A 24,276-nucleotide genomic window follows, 5' to 3' on the forward strand; every position below is an offset into this window, starting at 1 on the left:
TTATATAATAAAAAAGTGATATTATTATTTAAATAACAATTTATCTAAGCTATATTATTAAATATAGCTTAAAAGCTACTATAAATTTTTCTCCAAAAGTCGTTTTATCTAGGTTAAAAGTCAAAGCTTAAAAAAATAAAGTAGTAATTAATATTTAAAATATTAAATATCTATATAATTTCATTAATACATTTTTTATAAGGAGAATGGTTATGGCAACCAGAAAAGAACACGATTTTATAGGTGAGTTGGAAATCTCTGACGATTTTTATTATGGTATCCAAACATTTAGAGCTACCGAAAATTTTCATATGAGCGGTAGAACTTTAAAAGAGTATCCATACTTTGTAAAAGCATTTGCACAAATCAAAAAAGCAGCTGCACTTGCAAATAAAGAGGTTGGCGTTTTAGATCCTAAGATCGCTGATACGCTAGCAAAAGCCGCTGATAGAGTAATAGCTGGTGAGTTTTTAGATCAATTTGTGGTTGATATGGTTCAAGGTGGTGCTGGAACAAGTACAAACATGAATGCAAACGAGGTTATTACAAATATCGCACTTGAGAGCATGGGTCATAAAAAAGGTGAGTATCAATACATCCATCCAAACGATCATACAAACCTTGGACAAAGCACAAATGACACTTACCCAAGCTCAATAAAAGTAGCAACTTACGCAAAACTTACTGATTTGCTTGCTGCGATGAATCTACTAAAAGATGAACTTGATAAAAAAGCAAAAGATTTTAAAGATATCATTAAAATGGGTAGAACTGAGCTTGAGGACGCAGTTCCTACAACACTTGGCAATACATTTAACGCATTTGCAAGCTATATTAAGAGCGATATAGAAAAGATCACAGCTGCACGCGAGTCAATGACATATCTAAATATGGGTGCAACTGCGATTGGTACAGGTATTAACTGCCACCCTGATTATAAAAATGTAGTTGTTAAAAAGTTAAAAGATATCACTGGTGTTGATTTCAAAAAAGCTGATGATTTCATCGCAGCTACACAAGACACTGCAGACTTTGTACACGTAAGTGGTGCGTTAAAAACTGCAGCTGTTAGACTTTCAAAAATCGCAAATGACCTTCGTTTGATGAACTCAGGTCCAAGATGCGGCCTTGGCGAGATAAATTTACCACAAATGCAACCAGGCAGCTCAATCATGCCAGGCAAAGTAAACCCAGTTATCGCTGAGGTTGTAGGCGAAGCGTGCTATGAAGTAATCGGTAACGACGTAACTATCATGCTTTGCTCAGAAAGAGGCGAATTTGAGCTAAATGCGTTTGAGCCAGGCATCGCTTATGCGTTATTTAACTCTATATTTATCCTTGAAAATGCGATGAAAACACTAGCTGAAAAAGCTGTAAGAAAACTAACAGCAAATCCAGAAGCTTGCTTAAAATCAGTTCTAGGCTCAGTTGGTATCGTAACAGCATTTAACCCATACATTGGCTATGAAAAGTCAGCAAGCATCGCTAAAGAAGCTTTGCAAACTGGTAAAGCAGTTGGCGATATCTGCCTAGAGAGAGGCTATCTAAGCAAAGAAGAGATCGATAAAATTTTAGAGCCAAAAAATATGCTAAATCCAAGCATGGTTAGGTAGAAATTTAAGCAAAGTATTATTAAAAGCGTGTCAAAATTCTGGCACGCTTAAGTAAAAATTTTAGTTATAAAATTTAATAGAGGAGTTTTCAATGGATATTTCATTGATATTACAGTTGATCGTACTTTTTGGTGCGATATTCTTGGGTGTTAGACTAGGCGGTATGGCTATTGGTTATGCTGGTGGCATTGGCGTCGTAGTTTTAACTTTAGGACTTGGATTAAAAGCAGGTAGTATACCTTGGGATGTTATTTTAATCATTATGTCCGTTATAGCTGCTATTACAGCGATGCAAGTAGCTGGTGGCCTTGATTATTTGGTGCAAATAGCTGAGGGGATACTAAGAAAACATCCAAAATACATAAATTTCTTAGCTCCAGTTGTCACTTACTTGCTAACTGTATTTGCTGGTACTGGACACACAGCATTTTCTATGATTCCAGTTATTACTGAAGTTGCAAAGACGCAAAATATTAAGCCTAGCGCGCCTCTTAGTATAGCTGTTGTTGCTAGTCAGATAGCTATTACTGCAAGCCCGGTTTCAGCAGCGGTTGTATTTATGGCTGGTGAGCATGCCTTGGGCGGACTTGGCATTAGCTATCCATTACTATTAGCTATCTGGATACCTACAACTTTTATTGGTTGTATGCTAACAGCTCTTGTTATAAATATATTTTATAATCTTGATCTAAGTAGCGATAAAGAGTATCAAAGAAGACTTAAAGAAGGGCTAATCAAAGATGTTAAAATCGAAGAGAAAAAAGAGCTTCCAAAAGGAGCTAAACTATCTGTTTTAATATTCTTAGTTGGTGTTATCTCTGTCGTTTTATATGCTACTGCTATTAGTAAAAACGTAGGCTGGATAAAACCAAGCTATGTAACAGGCTATGAAAAAATTTATGAGACCAAAAGTCCAGATAAATTTAATGAACTTGTCGCAAAAGATATAAAAGTTAAAACTGACTCAACTACTAATGTAAAATATGTAGAAGATCCAGATAAACCTACAAAGGTGTTGGTATTAACTAGAGATAACGCTATTATGAGCTTTATGCTAGTTATCGCTACTTTAATCACACTAACTTGTGGCGTTAAAGTCGATAAGTTATTTAATACAGCTACATTTAAAAGTGGTATGACTGCGTGCGTCTGCGTGCTAGGTGTAGCGTGGCTTGGAGATACTTTCGTGGTAAATCACACCGATGCGATCAAAAATTTTGCCGGCGATTTTGTTAAAGACTATCCGTTTATGCTAGCTGTTGCGCTATTTTTTGCTAGTATGCTTCTTTACTCTCAAGCTGCTACCGCAAAGGCACTTATTCCTACAGTTATAGCCGCACTTGGTTTAACTGCTGCAAATAACGGTGACGCATATATTTTAGTTGCATCATTTGCTGCAGTTTCAGCATTGTTTGTGTTGCCAACATATCCGACACTTCTTGGAGCCGTTCAAATGGATGATACTGGAACAACTAGGATAGGTAAATATATATTCAACCACTCCTTTTTTATTCCAGGCGTTTTAGCTATTGCTTTTTCTGTCGCACTTGGATTTTTGATAGCTCCGATACTTTTATAAGTATTTTTAAATTAAACTTAAGCCGAGATCTCTCTCGGCTTTTTTAAATCCCTTTAAAATTTTTAATTTCTATTCAAAATCCTTAATCAAAATTTTATATTTAAAATTTTTATAAGATCACGTTAAAAATTATATTAATTAAATTTATAATTTTTAGAATTTTACTTATTTTGATATTAGAATACTAATTTTTTAAAACTAAAAATCTAAATATAAATATTAAGTAAGATTTAATTTTATTTTCAATTTTAAATACTAAAATAACTAAAGGCAAATATCTTTTAAAGGGAGAAAGATGAGCTTAAATAGACGAGAATTTTTAAAATTAGGTGCTGGAGTTAGTATGGTTGCATCGTCCTTACCGGGTGGTGCTTTGGAAAATGCTGCAAAGCAAGATGAGAAGTACGTCCGTAGCTTTTGCGAGATGTGCTCTTCAAGATGCCCTATTGAAGCAAAGATCGTTGATAATAAAATTTGCTTCTTAAGCGGTAATCCAAAAGCTGGCGGTACGGCGACTTCGCTTTGTGCAAGAGGCGGTTCTGGTTTTAGTCAGCTTTATGACGAAAATAGAGTTAAAAAGCCTTTGATCAGGGTTGGCGAGAGAGGAGAAAATAAATGGCGCGAGGCTAGCTGGGACGAGGCACTTGACCTAGTTGCTTAAAAAATGCTTGAGATCAAGCAAAAGTATGGCCCTGAAAGCTTTGTCTTTACCTGTAAAAGCTCGCAAACACATAAGCTAATGGTAAATTTTGCCTCAGCTTACGGCTCGCCAAACTGCTTTTCACACTTTTCGTGCTGTCCGATCACATATCAAATGGTCTGTGAGCAGATGTATGGCATAGCTAAGCTAAAAAGAGACTTTGCAAATGCAAAATACGTTGTAAATTTTGGCCACAATCTTTTTGAAGGCATCGTCATAGCTGATGCTAAAAAGCTTGCTAAATTTGCAGCTAAAAAAGATACAAAGCTACTTGTGCTTGAGCCAAGATTTAGCGTTGTAGCTTCAAAAGCTGATGAGTGGCTGCCAGTTAGACCTGGCACTGATCTAGCTTTTGTGCTAGCTATCATAAATACATGGATACAAAATGGCACTTACGATAAAGAATTTATTGAGAAATTTACAATTGGCTTTGATGAGATCGTTAAAAGCGTAGAGGGCAAAACGCCTGAATGGCAAGAGGCGATCACTGGCATAAAAGCAAGTGATGTTAGACGCATCGCTGATGAAATTTATAAAGCTGCCCCAAGAGTTATTTTTGATTTTGGTCATAAGACAACCACCACAAAAGCTGAATATATGAGGACAAAGGCCATCATGGTGGCAAATGCGATGATGGGTAACTGGGAGGTCAAAGGTGGTCTTTTTGGTGGCAAAAATGCAAAAACCTTTAACAAGCTAGTTGGCGAGGATAAATTTCCAGTTCTTAAAAATCCAGATGAGAAATTTAAAGTGCCAAAAGTGACCAGACTAGACTTCGCTGGCGAGGCTGGTAGGCATAAATTTGTAAGTAGAAAACATGGCGTTTTGATGGATATAAATGACGCTATCTTAAACGAGAAGCCTTACGCCATAAAAGGCTGGTTTAACATCCGCTTTAACCACCTAATAAACGTTGCTGAGACGATGAAGAGCATAGAGGCTATGAAGAAGCTTGATTTTATCGTGGTAAGCGATGTTTATCTAAACGATATGGCGACATTTGCTGATGTCATCTTGCCTGAGAGTAGCTACCTAGAGCGCGACGAGGGCATAGAGGATAAGTCAGGTCTAAAGCCAGCTTATATGATAAGAAATAAAGTTATTGATCCAGTTGGCGACACAAGAGATGGGGCATTTATCTTTAGAGAGCTAGCACGCCGCATGAAGATAGATGAGCTTTACACTTGGAACGATATACGTGAGTTTAGGATGCAGCAAGCTGGCGGAGATGTAAATTTACTTGCTGCGCTGGAAAAAGATGGCTTTATCACGTGGGATGAGCCGGGAATTTTGTTTAGAGAAAAAGGCATGATCGATAAATTTGTTGCTAAATATCCAGTCGCTTCTAAATTTATAGGTGAAAATGGTCTAATGGATGATATGGCTAAGCTTAAAACAAAAAGCGGCAAGATAGAGCTATTTTTGCCTGATGTCGAGGCGCAGTTTGCAGGATATGGCGCGCTAAATGATAAAGATATGGACACATTTGATGGACATGATCTTTGTTTAACTTGTGGCAAAACGCCTATTCATACCAACGGCCACACTCAGGCGGTACCGTCGCTTCATGATCTTATGAGTGATAGCCCTATCTGGATAAATCCAAAAACAGCTAAACGTAAAAATTTACGAGATGGCGATATGGTCGTGGTGAAAAATAAATTTGGCGAGCAAAAGGGCAAGCTTATGGTGACTGAGGGCATTAGAGAAGATACACTCTTTATCTATCACGGCTTTGGACACATCACTCCAGCTCTTAAGAGTATAGATCACGTGGGGCTAAATACAAGTGTACTTCTTAATCCAGCCGAAGGGCCAGTGGCTGCGACTATGGTTACAAATGTTGGCGTTAGCATAAGTAAAGCGTAAGGATAGAAAATGAAAAAATATATGATGATACATGATGAAAATTTATGCATCGGCTGTCAAGGCTGCTCGGTAGCTTGCAGAAGTGCAAACAACGTACCAAGGGGACTTTACCGCTTGCAGGTGCATGCAAAGATGAGTGGGACATTTCCAAATTTAAAGACTGACTTTTTACGTCAAAGCTGTGTTATGTGCGAAGATGCACCTTGTGTTGAGGTTTGCCCAACTGGTGCTAGCTTTAAAACAGCTGATGGCGTGACGCTACTTGATCATAGAATTTGTGTTAGTTGCAAATACTGCATCCTAGCCTGTCCATACGACGCTCGTTATGTCTTGCCAAATGGTGAGATAGGCAAATGCACATTTTGCTATGAGAGTAGGCTAGAAGAGGGCAAAGAGCCAGCTTGCGTTAGCGTCTGCCCTACAAATGCCCTAACTTTTGGCGATGTAAATGATGAAAACTCTAAAATTTCAAAGAAATTAAAAGAGAGCAAATACTACTTGCCAAAAGCGGAGCTAAATACAAAACCTTCACTTGCGATGATCGCAAATACAAAAGGAGCACACCATGAATAACATGTCAGGAAGCCTAGCTCAATACTCTGAAATTTACTGGGGTTGGCCGATAGCCGTTTATCTATTTTTAGCAGGACTTAGTGCGGGTGCTAGCATCGTTGCTGTGCTCATTTCAAAAAAATATGGCAAAGAGAACTATTACTTTAAAGCAGCCGCTCTTATCGCTCCATTAGCGATCATTCTTGGACTTGCTCTTTTAGTGCTTGATCTTGGCAAGCCGCTTAGCTTTTACTGGATACTTTTGCTTTACAACTTCGACTCAGTCATGTCAATAGGTGTTGCACTGCTTTTAATTTATACGCCTCTTAGCGTTATATACGCGCTTGGCGCATTTAAAAACGAGATCGCAATGCTTAAAATTTCTCTTTTTGATATGGTTGCAAATTTTGCTAACAAGCTTTCAAGCCTACTTGAAATTTTGCTTTTTATCCTAGGCATTGGCGTTGGTGCATATACAGGCTTTTTGCTAAGTGCAGCTCACAAGATCGCACTTTGGAATACATCAGTCTTGCCAGTATTATTTTTAGTATCAGGCTTGAGCTGTGCTGGTGCATTTACGCTACTTGTTGGCGTGTTAAAAGATAAGGCAAAAAGACAAAACGATATTGCACACTATTTATTAAAATTTGATTTTTTTGCGATTATTGCCGAGTTTTTGCTCATAGTTGCTCTGTTTATGGTTGTAAAAGGTGCAAGCACAAGTGGTGCAGAGAGCGTAGCAAACGCACTTAGTGCAAATTCCCTTGGGCTGATGTTTTATATTGGTGTCATTGGTTTTGGTATGGCTTTGCCTATCATTTTAGACTTAAGCGTTTTAAAGGTGCATGATTTTAAACGCGAATTTGCCGTGATCAACGCATTATTCGTAATATGTGGCGTCTTTTTGCTAAGGTGTTACATTGTCTATGCGGGGCAAATTTTTATTTAATGCTTAAAAAATAATTTTAATTTTGAATTTACCTATTAAATATTACAATAGGGCTAAATCTTAATAAAACTTATTTTTTAGGAGAGAGATTTGAAAATTTTGCTTTTAGAAGATGATTTAGGGTTTCAAGAGAGCGTCTGTGAGTTTTTGCAGACGCTTGGTTATGAAGTTACAGCAGTGAGCGATGGCCAAGAGGCGTGTGATCTGATAGAGAAAAATTTCTATCATCTTTTTATACTTGATATAAAAGTCCCTGGCGTAAATGGACATGAGGTTATCAAGTACATAAGGAGCTTAAATCCAAACGCTCCTATCATGATAACAACATCTTTAGTTGATATAGGCGATATGGCTATTGGCTATGAGCTTGGCTGTAACGAATACCTAAAAAAGCCATTTGAACTTGCTGAGCTTAAATTTAGAGTAACTGAGCTTATGAGAAAATACTATGGAACTGACGATAAAAACATAGTAAAGATCAATGACGAGTTTAGCTTTAATCTAAACAAGCGTGCGCTATTTAAAAATGGCAAAATGGTCGATCTTAGTGCAAAAGAAGTTGCACTTGTTGAGTGTCTAGTTTCACATCTAAATTCTTACGTCAGCATGGAAGAGTTAAGAGATCTTGTCTGGAACGATAAAGAAATAGAAGGCGCTGATATAAGAATGCACGTTTTAAAGATAAGAAACAAAACAACTAGTGACTTTATCACTTCAAAGAGGCGTATAGGCTACAAGATAGATGCACAAGAGCTTTAAGATCCAGATCATAGCGACATTTGTCATAATGTCGCTTTTTTGTTTTCAAAGCTTTGTGATCTTAAATTTAAGCCAAAAAAATAGCACTTCAAAAGCTCTTTTTGGTGCGATGAAGCATGAAACTATTATCAAAAATTCGTTTTTAAAAAATGAAAATATAACTCCTTCTTTAAATTATAAATTTGCGATCTATGATGTAAATTTTAATCCAATTATTTCAAATCTCTCCAAGCAGCCAAGCAACTTTAAATTTGTAACACTTGAAGAAAATGGCTTCTTGTTTTATAAAAGCTTTTTTATAAAGGATAAAACGCCTTATTACATTGTCGTTGAAAAAGAGCTTGATAATGAAAAAAGTATATTTCTAGCGGCACTTATGCTCCTTGTCATCCTTGTGGCGGTGCTTTTTATCGTCTATTTTTTATATCTAAGCAGTGTTAAGCCTTATAAAGAGTTTCAAAAGTATATGAACAACTTCTTTAATGACGCTATGCACGAGCTAAAGACCCCACTTGGCGTGGCTGGTATGAACCTTGAGATGCTTGGACTTGAAAACAAGTATATAACTCGCATCAAAAACGCCCTAAAACAGATGCAAATAACCTACGAAGATGTCGAGTATTTTATAAAGCGTGGCTACATAAAATTTCCACTTGAGCGCCTAAATTTGGGCGAATATATAATAGAGCGAGTGAAATTTCTCTCAAGCGTGGCCGATGTCAAACACATCGAGATAAAGACAAATTTAGAAGGCGATGCATTTACTATGCTAAGCAAGGTCGAAGCTCAGCGCATCATCGATAACACCATCACAAACGCCATAAAATACAGCCCAAAAGAGAGCGAGATACTAATAAATCTAAGCTTTGAAAATGACCGGATAAAGCTTAGCGTGCAAGACTTTGGCAAGGGGATAAAGGACGTCAAAAAGGTCTGGAAAAGATACGTCAGAGAGGATGAAATCCAAGGCGGTTTTGGCCTTGGGCTAAATATCGTCAGTGAAATTTGCCAAAAACATGACATTACATACGGCGTTGATAGCGTTTACAATGAAGGCAGCACCTTTTACTATAAATTTAAACGAGCTTAAATTAAGCATAAAAGCGTAAAATGAAGCCTTAAATTTAGAAGGAAAAACTTTGGATAGAATCGTTGAAATCGAAAAAGTAAGCTTTGAAAATGACTTTGAAGTCTCGCTTAGGCCGACAAAATTTGAAGACTACATCGGTCAAGAAAAGATAAAACAAAATTTAGATGTCTTTATAAAAGCAGCCAAAAAGCGAAATGAGTGCCTAGATCACGTGCTATTTTACGGCCCTCCAGGACTTGGTAAGACGACCCTTGCTCACATCATCGCAAATGAAATGGGCGTAAGCATCAAAATGACCGCAGCGCCTATGATAGAAAAGAGTGGTGATCTCGCGGCAATCCTTACAAATTTACAAGAGGGCGACGTGCTTTTTATTGATGAGATCCACCGCCTAAGCCCAGCCATTGAAGAGGTGCTCTACCCTGCTATGGAGGACTTTAGGCTTGATATTATAATTGGCTCAGGGCCAGCTGCTCAAACTATCAAGATAGACTTGCCAAAATTTACGCTAATAGGCGCAACGACACGTGCTGGCATGATCTCAGCGCCTTTAAGGGACCGCTTTGGGATGGACTTTAGGCTGCAGTTTTATACAAGCAGTGAGCTAAGCCGTATCGTACAGATCGCCTCAGCCAAGCTTGGCAAAGAGTGCGACAAAAACGCCTCGCTTGAGATCGCCAAACGCTCACGTGCCACGCCTAGGATCGCTCTTAGACTATTAAAGCGAATTCGCGACTTTGCTGAGGTAAATGACGAGCAAATCATCAGCCACGAGCGCGCAAAAGAGGGACTTAACGCACTTGGTGTAAATTCGCTTGGGTTTGACGAGATGGATATTAGGTATTTAGAAATTTTGATGCAAGCAAGGCGCCGTCCTATGGGACTTAGCACGATCGCTGCGGCACTTAGCGAGGACGAGGGCACGGTTGAGGACGTCATCGAGCCATATCTGCTTGCAAATGGCTTTATCGAGCGCACCGCAAAGGGTAGGATCGCAAGTGCGAAGTGCTTTGAGACCTTTAACATCAAGATCGATATCGAAAAAGGGCTTTTTGAGTAGCAAAATTTAAATTTGGAGCAAAAATGAGCGAGCCACATCTTTGTCCTAGGTGCGAGCAAAGGACGATTTACTTTGATGGAATCTGCTACGATTGCAGACAAAAAGAGAAGCTGGAGTTTTATCAAGGTTTAAGCAAGACTGAGATCAAACAAAAGCTAAAAAATGTTCTAGCGCACATAGATGAGATAGACAAATACGGTGAAATTTACAGCGATCTTGTCTATATTTTCTACCTGCATGGCATTTGCGACGAGCAGATCATAAGAGAAGTGACCAGGCAGGGCGAGTACTACCCATTTGAAATTTACAAAAATGCCCCAAGTGACGTGAGAGATGAGCTCATAAATAGTCTAAATGGCGCTGAAAATATCGTAAAAATCAATCACATCCTTTGCGCGCTTGCGTGGCAGGGCGATGAGGTGGTAAGAGAGCTATTTTTTAAGCTCTATAAAGCGCCAAAGCCTTGGAAGGCAAAGCTTCACGTTGATACCGATGGATACGCTCAGGTTGCAGGCTGGAGCTTTGATGAGAGCGGCAAGAGAAGAAGCCTAGTTTTTGATAGGTGTTTTACCTGCCAGCCAAGCCAAAACGCAGATGCAAGCATTAAATTTAAAGCACTAAACGATGAAAAATGTAAATTTTGTAGCGGCGAGATGCTGGAATTTATCATCAAAAAAGAGAGTCTAAAGCGACTTGGGCTAGAGCTTAAAAACGATGCTGTACTTAAATTTTGTCCAACATGCATTGGTCTTGTGCAGTATTTTTGCCAAAATGATGGCAATAATATGCAAACAGAGATAGTAGGTGAGGGCGAGAGTGATGACTATTTAAGAGATGCTGTGACGACTCTTGATGGGCAAAATTTCGAGCTAGCCAGCGAGGTTTGCGCTCACTACTCATATATGATAGATAGCGAAATTTTGCTTGGAGGATATCCGCAGTGGGAGCAAGATGCCGAGCATTTAAAATGTCCAAAATGTAGCAAAAGCATGAAATACATAGCACAAATTCCTCTTGGAAGTCTAGTAGATGGCGAGGGAACTATTTATGTTCAAATCTGTGATGAATGCGAGATCGTCGGGGCAAATTTTCAGTGTACGTAAAAGGCTAAATTTATAGGAGCTTTTGAGCTAGAAATTTTACGTAAAACTATAAATTTATCTAAATTTACTAAGCGCCAGTAGCATGCTAAAAATGTCAAAAGCCTAGCCACACTTGCTAGCTTTGCAAGCTTGATGGCAAAGAGATTGAGCAATTTGGGAAGCAAATGAGCAGCTTTGATAAATTTGCTATAATTACCCCATTTTAAGGGAGCAAGATGAACAATAGACTATTTTTTGGAATTTTTGTATTTTGTGCTTTGGCTTTAGTGGTCTATCTTTTTAAACCTTATCTGCTTGATATTTTTATCGCTGCACTGCTTGCTGTCGCGGTTTCAAATGTCCAAATCGCATTTTTATCGCTCACTAAAAACCGCAAGACGCTTTCATCGGCTCTTACCACATCTGTGCTTCTTTGCTTATTTATCGCCCCACTTCTTTATGCGGTAGTTGAGATCGCGAAGTATGCAGCTGGCTTTGATATAAATAATGTAACAAAGACTATCGAATTTATCAAAAATTATGATTTTAGGATGCCTGAGTCGATAAATTTTTTAGAGCCAAAGATAAAAGAATTTATCGGTGGACTTGATATTAAGATGCTTTTTTCTCAACTTGCGACAAATCTTGCAAGTTTGGGCAAGTTAAGCCTTAAATTTGGCGTTGATATGATCATTATTTTGGTCTTTTTCTTCTTTTGCAATCTTTATGGCAATGAACTAATCAACTATCTAAAATATGCGCTTCCGCTAAAGCAAGATGACACAGAGTCTATTTTAAGTGAGGTTGGTAACGTGATGAGTGTCGTTTTTTACTCAACCATTGCAAATATGATAATCCAAGGCTTTTTATTTGCTATTGTCACAAGCTTTTACGGATATGATGGCGTGCTAACTGGTATCTTTTTTAGCTTTGCTTCACTCATCCCAGTCGTTGGTGGTATTTTGGCATGGGGGCCTATTAGCATTTATGAGTTTGCAAATGGCAACACAGCAGCAGCGATAACTATCGCAATTTATACGATCGTAGTGATCTCATTTGCAGCTGATACGCTATTAAAGCCACTTGTTATTAAATTTATAAACTCAAAGCTGGTTAAAATACCAACAAAAATAAATGAACTTCTTATATTCTTCGCGATGCTTGCAGGTATCACGACATTTGGATTTTGGGGTGTGATCCTTGGACCAGCGATCGTGACATTTTTTATCTCGACTATCAAGCTTTATACGCTTTTAAGAGAGAGAAATTTTGTATAAAAAATAGGAACAAATATGATCTATGAAGATAAATTTATAAAAATCGAGCGTGAAGACAACGAACTTCCATGGATAAAAATTTTTACCATTAAGCCATTTCGTGAGTTAAGCGATTGCGATGAAGCGAGTAGGGCTAGGCTATTTGAAGCGATGCTAGTAGCTGAAAAGGCGATGCTTGAGTTTTATAAACCAACCAAAATAAACATTGCAAGCTTCGGAAACTACGTGCCATACGTGCATATTCATGTTATTGCTAGATTTAGTGATGATGCATTTTTTCCAGATAGTGTTTGGGCTAATCCAAAAAGAAAAAGTGAGCTTGTGTTGCCAGAATTTGATAAATTTGCAAAATTTTTAGAAGAAAAGTTAAGGGCTAGTTTTGAATAAATATAAAAAATATCTTAATTTCTATATTGTTTTTATCTTTATTATAGTACTTGGAGGGCTTTTTTACTTTCTTTACAGCTCTTATATGGCTGAAAAGATGCAAAATAATATGCGAGTCTTTTTTGATTACCAGGTAAAACAGCTTAATAAAAGTATAGATGATGAGAAATTTTCATCAATGGCGATCTCTATCTTGCTTGCTCAAAATGAGTCTATACAAATGTGCTTGCTAGGACAAAGCCGCGATGAATGCATAAAAAATATCGAAAATTTGACCAAAACTCTTGGTGCAGCATCGATGTATAACAACATTAAGCTTCACATTTATGATAAAGATCTAAAAAGCTATGTAAGGAGTTGGGATCTAAACAGATATGGCGATATGATCGCTAGTAGTAGGTTTTTAGTGCAAGAGTCAAGGCATCAAAACAAGCCCATGGTCGGCATCGAGGCATGGTATGCTGGAACGCATATAAGGGCTGTCTCAAACGTAATACGTGATGGTAAAATTATTGGCAACATCGAGGTTTTGTTAAATTTTGACTCACTTGGAAATTATTTTAAAAAGCAAGGAATTGATCTATTTGTTCTTTTGGCAAAAGACAAGATGCCATCTCGTAAAAGCATTCCAAGTGATCAAATTTTAAATGATTATTACATCGAAAATTTAAGCAGTGCAAATTTAAACATAGTAGGTTTTTTGCGTGATATTAATTTTAAAGAATATGAATTTTACGTTTATAAAACGCACTACTTTTGCGTGGTACCACTAATAGATGCTAGCAACACACAGATAGGCTATTATGTGCTTCATGTAAATACTAATGAAAAAGAGCGAAATATTTCACAAAATTATTTTGAGTCAGAAGAGCTTTTTTAGGTTCGATTTATCTGATAAATTTTTGTATTTGTAGTGTAAACAAAAAGAATGGTGGAAGCGAGGGCTACCATATTTAAAATAGATATACCTATAATATAGGATGATAACAAGTTTATTTATTTTTTAATATCCGTAAAAATATCCGTTTATTTTTTATCGTATAACTTTATAAAATTTAGGAAAATATTATCTACCCTTTTTAATTAAAAAAGGATAATAAATGAACCTATCTCCTGAACTATATCTAAAATTTGCCAAAGATGTAGAGCCTGAAATTTTTGAAAACAAGACACCTAAATTTCATTTAGAAATAATCCGTTTTATTGACGGTGAAGGTCAGTATAAAGCTATAGCAGTATTTCGCGGCGCCGGTAAGACCACCCTGCTAAATAAAATTTACGTGTTAAGCCGCTTATATTTTGCTGCCGAGCCTTTTATTATGATAGTCTCGGCCAACGAGGATAAAGCGACAGCATTTTTGGAAGCCATCAAAGGGAGTATCGATAAGGCAGCGGCTAAAGGTTATGCCATAGCTCGTGGTAAGGCTTGGAATAAAGGATTTATTGAGGTTATTATAAATCAAGGCATGAAAGATGAAGACGGCAAAAGTATAGAGAAAAAATGCTACGTAGTATCTCTCTCGGCAGGGCAAGATCCTCGTGGTATGAATATCGACAACATGCGCCCAACGTTGCTAATCATCGATGATCTGGAGAGTAAAGTCGGCAGATACCCTATCGACTCAAATGCCAACCGCCAAAAGCTTCGTAGCTGGTTTTATGCCGATTTATTACCTACTTTGCATCCTACACGTGGTAAGGCCGTGATATTGGGTACTATACTACACGAAGATAGCATCCTAAACAATATCGTAAATAGTACAGAAGAGATGGACGCCAAACAAGAGTGGATATACATAAAAATTCCAATCATCAAAAATGGTACAAGTTCATGGCCGTCTCGCTTCCCAATGGATAAAATCAAAAAAATACAAAGCACCCTAGTCTCAAAAGGGCTGGCAAATGAATTTTATCAAGAGTATATGTGTGCCGCAATAGATCCGCAAAAGGCTATCTTTAAGCGTGAGTATTTTAGATATTTTAAGGGTGTTGAGTATAGGACGGATGAACCATTTACGACGATAACGGTAACTGATGGAGTAAACAAGCAAGAGTTAAAAATCAGACGAGCAAATAAAATAGAGCTAGAAAATGGTGAGAAAATTTGGCTAAAAGAGTGCAAAATTTATACCGTGTCCGATATATCAAGTGGAAAAGGCAGAGATCAGACCGCCTATGTCACCTTTGCAATTGACAGGCAAAATAGACTTTTTATAATTGACATTACGAGCGGATACTTTACGCCGTTTGAGCGAAGCTTGCGAGTAATCGAAATTTATCTCACATTTTACCCAATGCGTATCGGCATAGAAAAGGCCGGCATGCAAAATGACTTTTTCTACACGATCGACACTATTCAAAAGCTAACAGGTGTAAATTTGCCGATAGATCCGCTTAGTCATGGTGGCAACTCCAAAAACAAACGCATTTCAAATCTTGAGCCCTACTACCGCACAAGACAAATTTATCATAATGCAAGTTTAAACGCTACAGACGAGCTTGAGGCACAGCTGCTAGGGTTTGATCCTGAGACGGAAAGCAAGAGTGATGATATCATGGATGCAGAAGCTTATATTTTACAGTACATTGCAGGGCGATTTTTTGACGAGAGTTACGATGAAATTTATGATGAATATGCAGAGGAAGAGAGCTGGGTGTGAAAGTATTAAAACATATATTTTTCAAACAAAAGATAGTAGATTGTCATATGTTATTGATGCTACATATATGGCGAGCTAGTCATAGCGCATATAGACTAATCCTTAAATAATTTTATACGTTTTTTAGGAAACTCATAAATTAGACTACCCGTAAAAAAACGGAGTAGTCTATGAATGAGGATTTAAATTTAATTGAGCGAGCATTTAGTGATCTTGAGCAACATAAAAAGAGATTCCTAGAATGTGAGCGGGCATTTCGTGCAGAGTATGAGGGTGAAGATAACCGCACTTCAAAACGAAAAAACTCTGAGAGAAGCCGCTCGAAGCTATACATCCCCCTAATAAAAACCACCATTTTTATCATTCATGCGATTTTTAAAACAAGCTTTATGAGTGATCGCTGCCCAATAGAGATCACTCGTGTTGGGCGTAGAAGTGATAATGATCTAATCTTACAAAACGCACTTGCTGCTGTGCTAAAAAATAGATGGAAGAAAAAAGAGCATCGTGTTGGCCTAAGCAAAGCTGTCATGAGCGCACTATATCTACCTCTTGGCATAGTAAATTTATTTTATGACAAAGAGCAAGGCGATATCGCTACACGTTTTATACCAATTACTGATCTAGCATTTGACAAGCATGCAAGTGATATCAACGACATAGAATACGTCTGCTACAAATGGCGTCAATCAGTACGCCAAGTTGAAGAAAAGATCAAAACTAAATTTTATAAGAGTAAAGACAAGGATCGCATTTTAGGCTCTAAAACAGAGTGGAGTCAAAGAGTACAAATGAAAGATATCTATAAAAAGATATATGTAAACGGTCGCCAGATGTGGGAGCTAAAGAGCTTTGCTAATAATTTTCTGGTAAGGGAGACGAAATTTTCGACTCTGCCGTTTCACTTCGGCTACTGTATAGACTCAATGCCTAGCGTCGAGGAGAGCATGCGCGAAAAGGAAAACGCCGTATACGGTTCGTGCGTGCCGGAAATCGTCAAAGAAATCCAAGAAGAATACAACATCAAGCGCAATCAAAAAATCGACATCACCGAAAACCAAATAGATCCATCTTTTATCGTAGATAAAACAAAAGGTGTCGTGACAGTAAGCGACGTGATGGCCAGAAAAAAAGTTATTAGAGTAGAAACTGATATGGGCACTAGAGTAAGCGACGTGATAATGCCTTTTCCGGTGCCGCCTACATATCAGTTAAGCGAAGAGATAAATATGCTCGGCAAAGAGTACGAGATAGCTACGGGCGTAAATAGCGTAATGACCGGGCAAACTAGCCCGAGCGATCGTCGCGCTATGGGCGCGCTGCAAACTGTAAACGCCGCAAGCTCGATGAGAATAGAAAGCATGATGCAGACCTTGCTAGAAACTATGCTCTCAAGCTATGCGCAGCACTTCGTAGAGCTGCTGTACCGCTTCGTAAGCGACGATGAATTCGTAAAAATCACCGAAGACGAGAGCGTGATAGACGCGATCGGCACGCTTGCGCAAAGAAAGGCGAACCGCTTAGACTTTGACATTTCCGTAAATTTCGGCACGACGATAGCAAATGAAGTAAAAATAAGTCAGTTAAATGGCTTGCTAGGGGTACTTGCACAAAATCAAATAAGTTCACCACAAATAACAGGCGAAATCGTAAAAGAAGTACTAACTTTAATTCTTGGTGAAAATGCGCCAATAGAACAAGTTGATCAGGCTATGGCACAGATGATGGCGGCACAAGAAGCGGCACAAGCAGAGGCTGTGACTCAAGATGAAGAAGCACAAATAAAAAATGAACCTAGTGAAGAAGATATGGAGATGACAGCTTTAGTAAACGGCGGAATTTGAAAGGATATGACTTAAAAATTTTTACGTTTTTTAGGATGCAGACAAATAAAATAATAAAAATTTTAAAGGAGAAGAAATGGCATATAAGGACAAATACGAGGTTCTTGGTATTATCGTCGCTTTGGCTACAAACGGACTTAGTGTCTATAAAAAAGGCGAAGAAGAGGGGCAGATTAGCGGTGGAAACATCGGCGATGTTGTGGTTAGGGCTAAGGGCGAGGATGGCTTTGCCGCCGTGAGCATTATAGGTGAGCAAGAGTGGGAAGAGATGCCACAAAACGAGGCGGCCGAGACCGAGCTGAAAGAGATCGCATCTAGTGCAAAAGATCTCGCACCAGAGCTAGCTAAGGCTAAAAACGAAATTGAACGCTTGAAGGCTGAAATTTTAGAGGCAAAAGGTGAGGCAGAGCGTTTTAAAGAAGAGTGTACAAACTTACAAGATCATGTAAGTGCTTCAGCTGGCGAAAATCTAGCTTTATCACAAAAAATTCAAAAACTTGAAGCTGAGAATAAAAAGCTAAAAGAAGCGACCAAAAAGGAGGACAAAAATAAGACCGATAGCGCTCCTAAGACAAATGAGTCGCAGAAAGGTTTAAATTTAGGAGGTAATGAATAATGCCAGATATCTATGACCAGGATTTGGAAGGACTAGCGGCTGCAGAGGAAACACAGACGCAAGAAGCCCAAACTGCTTTAAAAAACGCAGATAAACCACAGGTACAGGCAGAAACTAAAGCACCAGCTGCTCCGCAGTCTGATGACTCAGTAAAACTCAACAAAGAAGAGTATGCGGATTTTCAAAGAATGCGCCAAGCCGCGCAACTTTCGCAAATGGAGACGGATTTTAGGAAGAGTTATCCGGACTTTGATATGCAAAAAGTCACAGACAAAATTTTAGAGATGGATGAGAAAAACCCTGGCACTGGCGATGCACTACTGACTCCGGTAGGGATTGAAAACGTCTATCTAAAATTTTTCCATGGCAAGGCACAAGTGCAAGTTGATGATGAATTTGACATAGCACGGGGGACTGGTGGTGGTGTGAGCGTAAAAGAGCTCATCGGTAAGATTAATAAAGGTGAGGCTAACGATAGCGAGAAGCAGGCCTTATATGCGAGATTATTTTAAGGAGTAAAAGAAAATGGCTATAAAAACTGGATTAGTAACTGCTGAAGAGGCTTTTGGCAGTAAGGGTGTAGTACTTGAAAACACTATAAAGCAAATAGGATGGCAATCTACGCCTTTTTATAGTGCAATAAGCACAGCCGCACCTGCAGATAGAAGCACGAGCGTGGCGGTAGGGCATAAATGGTTTTATGATGAGTTGCCTGATGGTGACGCAGCTAATGCGCACGCAGAAGGTGGAGCTAAAGCAACAGCCAAGTATTTTGTTGGCAATACTCTAAGTAATCATTTTCAAATAGTTAAAAATACATACGGAGTTTCTGGATCACAAGAGCCGGCCAAAGATGTAGCAGGTAGAGGCATCCTGGCTAATCAAGGCGAGATGGCTTCCGTGGAACATAAAAAGTCCATAGAGAAAATTTTGCTTTCTTCTCAGACGGCTGTACAAAGAGTAAATAGTGGTGGTTCTCCTGTAGTCGGAAAATGTGGTGGATTAAAAAGTTTTTCTACTGCAAATAATACAATCGATGCAAATAATACAGACTTAACTATGCAAATGATTAGAGATCTGCTAAAAATCGGCTGGAGCAAAGGTAGACCTTATCAATTCTTAATGGTAAATGATAAGCAAAATGATAGGCTGCTAGATATTCTCGACAAGATAAAACAAGCCAATATCACACAAAAATACCTAGAAGAGGATCTACTTGCCATTAGAACTAGCTACGGCGATGTAAAGGTTATGTTGAATCCATTCTTAGATCAAAATGAGATCATTGCCTTTAGAGCCGATGACATTTTTAAAGTAAATTGGCGTCCAATGATGACTAGAGAGCTCCCAACTAGCAACGATGCTGTAGAAAAAGAGATTATTAGCGAATTTACACTTCGTGTATGTACTCCTGTAGCATTTGGATGGCTTAAAAAGCTAAAGGTGTAAAAATGAATTATGAGGCGTTTTTGCAGCGGTTGAAGGTATCTACCAGGGGAGATATAAAACTCCCTGATTTTGAAGAATTAAAATCATTAGTGGAAGAGACAGCAGCAGATATATCGCGTGCAGTAACGCCTCTTGAAATGATTGAGATAGATCATAGAAATTTTGGTATCGAATACCATATAGACAAAAGACGTTTTGTGAGGAAATTTAACGCACAAAAAAATGAAAATGATGTTGTTGATTTTCTTGACGAATCGCTTTTAAAAGCACTTATTTATGGAGTGGCCAAAAAAAGAGCACATTCTGAGTTTTATGCAAAATACAACAAGTTTTATCTACAAAATTTATGTGAATATGAACTAAATAATTTTAACGAAAATTCATATAACTTAACAGAAGCACTTAGAATAAAGGGCTGGTTAAAGCCTTATAAAATAGATTATGCCTTAGATCCTTACTATTCATGGGATGAAAATTTCATTAAAAGACTTGATTATTACATGGCAAATATCGTTTATGGCCAAATCGATAACTACGAGCATCCAGAGAAATTTTTAAATAGTGATGAGCTTGGGTATAGGAAATTTATATATCTTTTTATCGCCTATCAAAACGGCGAGCATACCGATAGAGAGGATTTAAGAGCGCTTGATAGGCTGATGAGCAAGAAAGTTTTAGGGGAGAATAAAAATGGCTGATATGGAATTTACTCAAATTTGTAAAGAAATTTTAGGGATAGGCAAAAAGCTTGAAAAAATAGAGCCTGATGAGCTGAGAAAAATAAAAACAGATATAGAAAGAATAAGCGAATTAGTCGCTGCAAATAAAACATTATTTGATACTGATAAAAAAGATTTTGATGGTAAGTATAATAAAATCGTTGAGATAATAAAAACATTCGACACTTTAAAAGCTCAAATAGAAGAGGTTTTAAAAAGCGGCACAATAAACGATAGTGCAGAGGCTTTGATTTCTACATTTTCTTCAAAAAAGATCATGGCTCTTTTGAATGAAGCAAAAGGGGTAGTAGATGAAAAATTTAGCACTATACATAAAAATGGCATAACCCCTTGGAACTCTACATTAGAGTATCCTGCTGGTGCCATTAGTGTTTTAAATGGTAAGCTCTATCAGGCAAAAACACAAAATACAAATAAGAAACCTAGTGAAAATAAAGAAATATGGCGTGTTATAGCCAGTGAAGAGTGGTGCGAGCAGACTTTTTTAAATAAAAATGAAAAAATAGACGCGTACACCAAGCAAGAAAGCGACGATAAATTTGTTCCAAAAACCGAGCTAACGGATGGCTTGCCAATAGGTGCATATCTAAGCTATTCAAGCCAAAAAACGATCCCTGCTGGCTTTTTGATAGCTGACGGCAGAAGCCTTAAGAAGTCAGAATATCCAGAGCTATTTAATGTATTGGGTTACATATATGGTGGCTCGGGAGAAAACTTTAACTTACCTAATTTCAGTGACGGTAAGTTTATGAGATCTATAGGTGGCAACGCTGTAGGATTAGGTGTAGTTCAACAAGACGCTATTGATGTAAATAGCTTACAACTTAGAAGTATAGTAACAGATAGCTTAGGTAATAGAAATGTTTATGGTACTACAGGAAACGATTATAGAGCTGTTCAATATACATATTCTACTACTGGCACTGATATAGCCTACAAAAGTGTTGCAGGTAAAGAAGACAAGCCAATATTTGCAACATCTAAACCTGCAAACGAAACTCGACCATACAATATGGCAGTAGTGTTCATTATAAAAGTCAAAAACGTAAATACTCCAACAGCTGGGCAAATCGATAAAACAATACTTGCAACTGAAACAAAAGCAGGCATAACAAAACTCAAAAATGCCATAACTGCCAAGCAAGAGGACGTGGCAGTAACCGAAAAAGCCGTGAGTGATGTGATAGAGGCAAATAAGAGTATAGGAGTAGGTCAAACTTATCAAGACGTGTGGGCTCAAAGAGAATTAAACACTTATTATCCAAACACCGCAGGCAGACCTATAATGGTAGATTTCAATTTAGAGAGCACATCAGGATCTTACATTTTTCACATTGTTGTTGATGATGTAGTAGTAAGAAAAATACAATCAGAACGACTTTATTTTGTTGATGCACAATTTATTGTGCCAGCAGGATCAAAATATAAAATAGCAACACCAGAAAATACTGCACTCAAAAAACTAAGTATATGTAGCAACACCAATATATCTAGCTCTTGGTCTGAACTAAAGTAAGGGAGGAAAAATTAGTGAAATACTACAAAGACAAAAATAATGAGAGATATGCTTATGAGGACGACGTAAGCGAAGAAGCTTTAGCTAAAAGTGTAGAAAAGTTTAGTTTAACACCTCTAGCACAAAAGGAGATAGAAGCATATTTATCTCCAAAGGTAGATGAGCGCGCCGAAAGACTAGCAGAGGTTGAAGCTGAAATCGCCGAGTGCGAAAACCACATTAAACACGCTTTGATTATCGGCAACAACGCCGTGCTTGAAAACCTAAGGGCGGAGTTAAAAGAGCTAATAGTGCAAAGAGAGGAATTAAAATGAGCTATTTCTTAATCTGCGTTTTATCGCTAATCTTGGGCGTGCTACTTTGCCCTATCGTGATCTTTTTACGTGCTAGAAAGTGCGAGGGCTGGGACAGCTCGAATATGACAAATATTATCAGGGTATTTGCGCACCTTGGAGCGCACCCAGATGACTTTGCCAAATTTCAATACGAGGACGGTAAAAAACCGTTCTGGTACTTAGACAAAGACGAATTCACAGATGTGGTTCAAACTAGACCAACACAAAAGGATAGGAAATGAGAGTAAAAATAAAAAGGTGCGTAATTTGTGCATCAAAGCTGGATAAAGACGGCGCTTGCACTTGGAGCGAGTGTCCCAAATGCCCAGAATACAAACAGAGCGAAATAAAAGAGAGTGAGAAGCCAAGCAAGAAGTCAAAAAAGGAAAATGATGCTAAAGAGTAAAGAGATATTGCAGCTTATAACGATCATTTCAGTGGAACTTGTGCTTGAGTTGCTTGCATTTGTGGTCGTGCCAGTCGCATTACTATTTTGTAAAAAAGATGATGAACATCTGCCAAAGATATTTAGGTGGTTTGAAGATGCAAACGACTATTACGATGGTAAGTGTGCTGCTATCAATGGTGATAGTGGCTGGAGAGAGAAGCACTATCCTGAGCCAGTCAATAGAACGTATAAAGCAAGGCTTCTTTGGCTCTTACGTAATAAGATAGGACGCTTTTCGAGTGAGATTAACGGCGTCAAAGTAGATGATGTAAATCCATATAGCATACAAACGATAGGTGATCCCAATATTGCCAGTAATGGTGGTAAAAAGAGTGGGTTTTGTAAGGTTACTTGCACTTTAAAAGATGGCAGGGAGCGTTTTGGACTTTATAAAGTAGTCCGATACAAAGGCTTTTTAAGTGGCTTTTATTGTCGCATTTATGTCGGATGGAAGCTTATGGATATAGCAGGGGCAAATGCCTTAAATTTTAAAGAGTTCACCCAGAAAGATGATAAGAAATATTTAAAAACGGTGTGGTGTATAAACCCATTTAAAAAAGTAAATCAAAAAGGAGAATAAAAATGGCAGCAAAATTTGGTGTAAATGTAACCGTATCAGCTGAGGCAGCAAGACCAATAGCGGTAGAAAGTACTACGCCTATTGGTGTAGCAGGGTATGAAGAGGTGCTAGAAAATGGCCTACATTTTTATATGACAACAGCAAAGGCACTTGAAGCTCTTGAAGCAAAATACAAAGCTAAAAAGGATGCGAGCCAAGCTTTTAAAAAAGGCTCGATTTATAGGGCATTAAAGGGCATCGAAGATCAGGCAGTTAATACGCAGATTATTTTAAGCGTATTCACCAAAGACGACGATAGCGATACGAACGATGAGATCACGGAGTGCAAAAGTGCCGTTACAGCGTTTGCTAAAGCTAAATCACGCTTTGGTTATAGCCCAAATTTAATAATCGCACCTGGCTTTAGCCATGAAGATGCGATTAAAGGCGAGATAGAAAAGATGGCAACTAGGCTAAAAGCAACTGGCATTGTGGATCTAAAAGCAGATGATGCAGCAGCAGCCATTGTTAAAATGGGCGATTTTGGTACAAATAGGCTAGTTGCCGCTTATCCAAATGTCAAGGTTTGGGATGATGAAACGAACGCTTATGTCTATGAGGGGCAAAGCGCGAGAATAGCCGGCATGATAGCCCACACAGATGGTGCAAGCGAGTTTGGATATTCAGATAGCTATTCAAACAGGGTTATGATAGGAGTTTCGGGCACGCAAATAGACGTGGATTTTGAGTTAGGTGAGACTTGTACAGCTGATGAGCTCAGGGCAGCAAAAATTTCTACCATTATCAGAGAGAGTGGCTTTAGGGCTTGGGGTGGCGAAACGAGTGACCAAGATACTATTTGGCAAGATCTAGCACGTGTTAGGATATTTGACCGAATATCGCAAGCTTGCCAAAAGGGAGTGCTGTTTGCGATCGATAGAAAAGCTAGCGAGCTTTATCATGCAAAAAGATCAGTTAGTGAGCTCCTTCGTCAGCTAGTTGGAGCAAAGGTACTTCTTGGATATGAGCTTAGCTGGAGTGCAAAAAACACCGACGCAACTATCACGGCTGGTAAATTTTACCTTGACGTCAGAATGCAAAACAATCCAATCGTTAAGCAGCTTACACTTGATTTTATCTACGTGGATAAATACGGTAGCGTTTTGATGGATGAGTTAAACAAATAAAGGAG

The 24,276-nt window shown here is 38.2% G+C and carries 24 protein-coding genes and 1 pseudogene; 24 read left to right on the forward strand and 1 reads right to left on the reverse strand.

All coding sequences use genetic code 11. From position 1 onward, the window contains the following. Nucleotides 1-212 precede the first annotated feature (212 nt). The 9 genes and pseudogenes from TH67_RS08250 (at nt 213) to TH67_RS08290 (ending at nt 11,274) form a co-directional block, all read left to right on the forward strand. A complete protein-coding gene (locus TH67_RS08250) occupies nt 213-1,613 on the forward strand; it encodes an aspartate ammonia-lyase (protein WP_072595163.1) in 1,401 nt (466 codons plus the stop codon). A gap of 91 nt (nt 1,614-1,704) precedes the next feature. Next, nucleotides 1,705-3,192, forward strand: a complete 1,488-nt coding sequence (locus tag TH67_RS08255) for an anaerobic C4-dicarboxylate transporter (protein ID WP_054196953.1) — start codon at nt 1,705-1,707, stop codon at nt 3,190-3,192. A gap of 295 nt (nt 3,193-3,487) precedes the next feature. Beyond that, nucleotides 3,488-5,761: pseudogene (phsA, locus tag TH67_RS08260) on the forward strand (thiosulfate reductase PhsA). 9 nt (nt 5,762-5,770) lie between these two features. Next, entirely contained in the window at nt 5,771-6,334 is a 564-nt protein-coding gene (locus tag TH67_RS08265) for a 4Fe-4S dicluster domain-containing protein (protein ID WP_072595164.1), read from the forward strand. Then, on the forward strand, nt 6,327-7,262 hold the full coding sequence (nrfD, locus tag TH67_RS08270) for an NrfD/PsrC family molybdoenzyme membrane anchor subunit (RefSeq protein WP_072595165.1): 936 nt from the start codon (nt 6,327-6,329) through the stop codon (nt 7,260-7,262). Before TH67_RS08265 ends, nrfD begins: the two co-directional genes overlap by 8 nt. A 90-nt stretch (nt 7,263-7,352) precedes the next feature. Next, nucleotides 7,353-8,021 carry a response regulator transcription factor gene (locus TH67_RS08275; RefSeq protein ID WP_021091644.1) on the forward strand — a complete coding sequence of 223 codons (669 nt, stop codon included), beginning with the start codon at nt 7,353-7,355 and terminating at the stop codon, nt 8,019-8,021. Further along, nucleotides 8,005-9,111 carry a sensor histidine kinase gene (locus TH67_RS08280; RefSeq protein WP_072595166.1) on the forward strand — a complete coding sequence of 369 codons (1,107 nt, stop codon included), beginning with the start codon at nt 8,005-8,007 and terminating at the stop codon, nt 9,109-9,111. Before TH67_RS08275 ends, TH67_RS08280 begins: the two co-directional genes overlap by 17 nt. 49 nt (nt 9,112-9,160) lie before the next feature. Further along, nucleotides 9,161-10,171: a Holliday junction branch migration DNA helicase RuvB gene (gene ruvB, locus TH67_RS08285; RefSeq protein ID WP_072595167.1), complete on the forward strand. Its 1,011-nt coding sequence runs from the start codon at nt 9,161-9,163 to the stop codon at nt 10,169-10,171. A gap of 23 nt (nt 10,172-10,194) precedes the next feature. Further along, on the forward strand, nt 10,195-11,274 hold the full coding sequence (locus tag TH67_RS08290; protein WP_072595168.1) for a cytochrome C: 1,080 nt from the start codon (nt 10,195-10,197) through the stop codon (nt 11,272-11,274). Here the strand turns inward: TH67_RS08290 and TH67_RS10380 are convergent. Continuing rightward, on the reverse strand, nt 11,262-11,438 hold the full coding sequence (locus tag TH67_RS10380) for a hypothetical protein (protein WP_180371748.1): 177 nt from the start codon (nt 11,436-11,438) through the stop codon (nt 11,262-11,264). The two genes, TH67_RS08290 and TH67_RS10380, sit on opposite strands and share 13 nt — an antisense overlap. Before the next feature lie 51 nt (nt 11,439-11,489). On the opposite strand from TH67_RS10380, the gene TH67_RS08295 reads away from it, so the two are divergent. From TH67_RS08295 to TH67_RS08360, 15 genes are all read left to right on the forward strand, one after another. Next, nucleotides 11,490-12,530: an AI-2E family transporter gene (locus TH67_RS08295; protein ID WP_072595169.1), complete on the forward strand. Its 1,041-nt coding sequence runs from the start codon at nt 11,490-11,492 to the stop codon at nt 12,528-12,530. A gap of 15 nt (nt 12,531-12,545) precedes the next feature. Next, entirely contained in the window at nt 12,546-12,917 is a 372-nt protein-coding gene (locus TH67_RS08300) for an HIT family protein (protein WP_072595170.1), read from the forward strand. Between the two features lie 97 nt (nt 12,918-13,014). Then, nucleotides 13,015-13,797: a cache domain-containing protein gene (locus TH67_RS08305; RefSeq protein ID WP_178140366.1), complete on the forward strand. Its 783-nt coding sequence runs from the start codon at nt 13,015-13,017 to the stop codon at nt 13,795-13,797. Between the two features lie 220 nt (nt 13,798-14,017). After that, nucleotides 14,018-15,577: a hypothetical protein gene (locus tag TH67_RS08310; protein ID WP_072595172.1), complete on the forward strand. Its 1,560-nt coding sequence runs from the start codon at nt 14,018-14,020 to the stop codon at nt 15,575-15,577. A 170-nt stretch (nt 15,578-15,747) separates the two neighbouring features. Further along, complete coding sequence (locus tag TH67_RS08315; protein ID WP_072595173.1) at nt 15,748-17,421, forward strand: portal protein; 1,674 nt, start codon at nt 15,748-15,750, stop codon at nt 17,419-17,421. A 76-nt stretch (nt 17,422-17,497) separates the two neighbouring features. After that, nucleotides 17,498-18,037 (forward strand): hypothetical protein, encoded by a 540-nt coding sequence (locus TH67_RS08320; RefSeq protein ID WP_072595174.1) that lies wholly within the window; start codon nt 17,498-17,500, stop codon nt 18,035-18,037. Nucleotides 18,038-18,060: 23 nt separating this feature from the next. Then, nucleotides 18,061-18,549 carry a hypothetical protein gene (locus tag TH67_RS08325; RefSeq protein ID WP_141081778.1) on the forward strand — a complete coding sequence of 163 codons (489 nt, stop codon included), beginning with the start codon at nt 18,061-18,063 and terminating at the stop codon, nt 18,547-18,549. A 13-nt stretch (nt 18,550-18,562) separates the two neighbouring features. After that, nucleotides 18,563-19,486 (forward strand): SU10 major capsid protein, encoded by a 924-nt coding sequence (locus tag TH67_RS08330; protein WP_072595176.1) that lies wholly within the window; start codon nt 18,563-18,565, stop codon nt 19,484-19,486. 2 nt (nt 19,487-19,488) lie between these two features. After that, a complete protein-coding gene (locus TH67_RS08335; protein ID WP_072595177.1) occupies nt 19,489-20,184 on the forward strand; it encodes a hypothetical protein in 696 nt (231 codons plus the stop codon). Then, nucleotides 20,177-21,742: a tail fiber protein gene (locus tag TH67_RS08340; protein ID WP_072595178.1), complete on the forward strand. Its 1,566-nt coding sequence runs from the start codon at nt 20,177-20,179 to the stop codon at nt 21,740-21,742. Before TH67_RS08335 ends, TH67_RS08340 begins: the two co-directional genes overlap by 8 nt. A 14-nt stretch (nt 21,743-21,756) precedes the next feature. Further along, nucleotides 21,757-22,056 (forward strand): hypothetical protein, encoded by a 300-nt coding sequence (locus tag TH67_RS08345; RefSeq protein WP_072595179.1) that lies wholly within the window; start codon nt 21,757-21,759, stop codon nt 22,054-22,056. Continuing rightward, the gene (locus tag TH67_RS08350) at nt 22,053-22,319 is read left to right on the forward strand and encodes a hypothetical protein (protein WP_072595180.1); all 267 of its coding nucleotides are present in this window, start codon (nt 22,053-22,055) and stop codon (nt 22,317-22,319) included. The genes TH67_RS08345 and TH67_RS08350 overlap by 4 nt, the downstream gene beginning before the upstream one ends. Further along, nucleotides 22,316-22,483, forward strand: coding sequence for a hypothetical protein (locus TH67_RS10385; protein ID WP_180371749.1), 168 nt, complete (start codon nt 22,316-22,318; stop codon nt 22,481-22,483). The genes TH67_RS08350 and TH67_RS10385 overlap by 4 nt, the downstream gene beginning before the upstream one ends. Beyond that, nucleotides 22,470-23,105, forward strand: coding sequence for a DUF7338 family protein (locus TH67_RS08355; protein ID WP_081370932.1), 636 nt, complete (start codon nt 22,470-22,472; stop codon nt 23,103-23,105). Before TH67_RS10385 ends, TH67_RS08355 begins: the two co-directional genes overlap by 14 nt. Before the next feature lie 2 nt (nt 23,106-23,107). Beyond that, nucleotides 23,108-24,271: a phage tail sheath subtilisin-like domain-containing protein gene (locus TH67_RS08360; protein WP_072595182.1), complete on the forward strand. Its 1,164-nt coding sequence runs from the start codon at nt 23,108-23,110 to the stop codon at nt 24,269-24,271. Nucleotides 24,272-24,276 lie beyond the last annotated feature (5 nt).

The organism is Campylobacter concisus, from assembly GCF_001891085.1.
Classification (GTDB): domain Bacteria; phylum Campylobacterota; class Campylobacteria; order Campylobacterales; family Campylobacteraceae; genus Campylobacter_A; species Campylobacter_A concisus_O.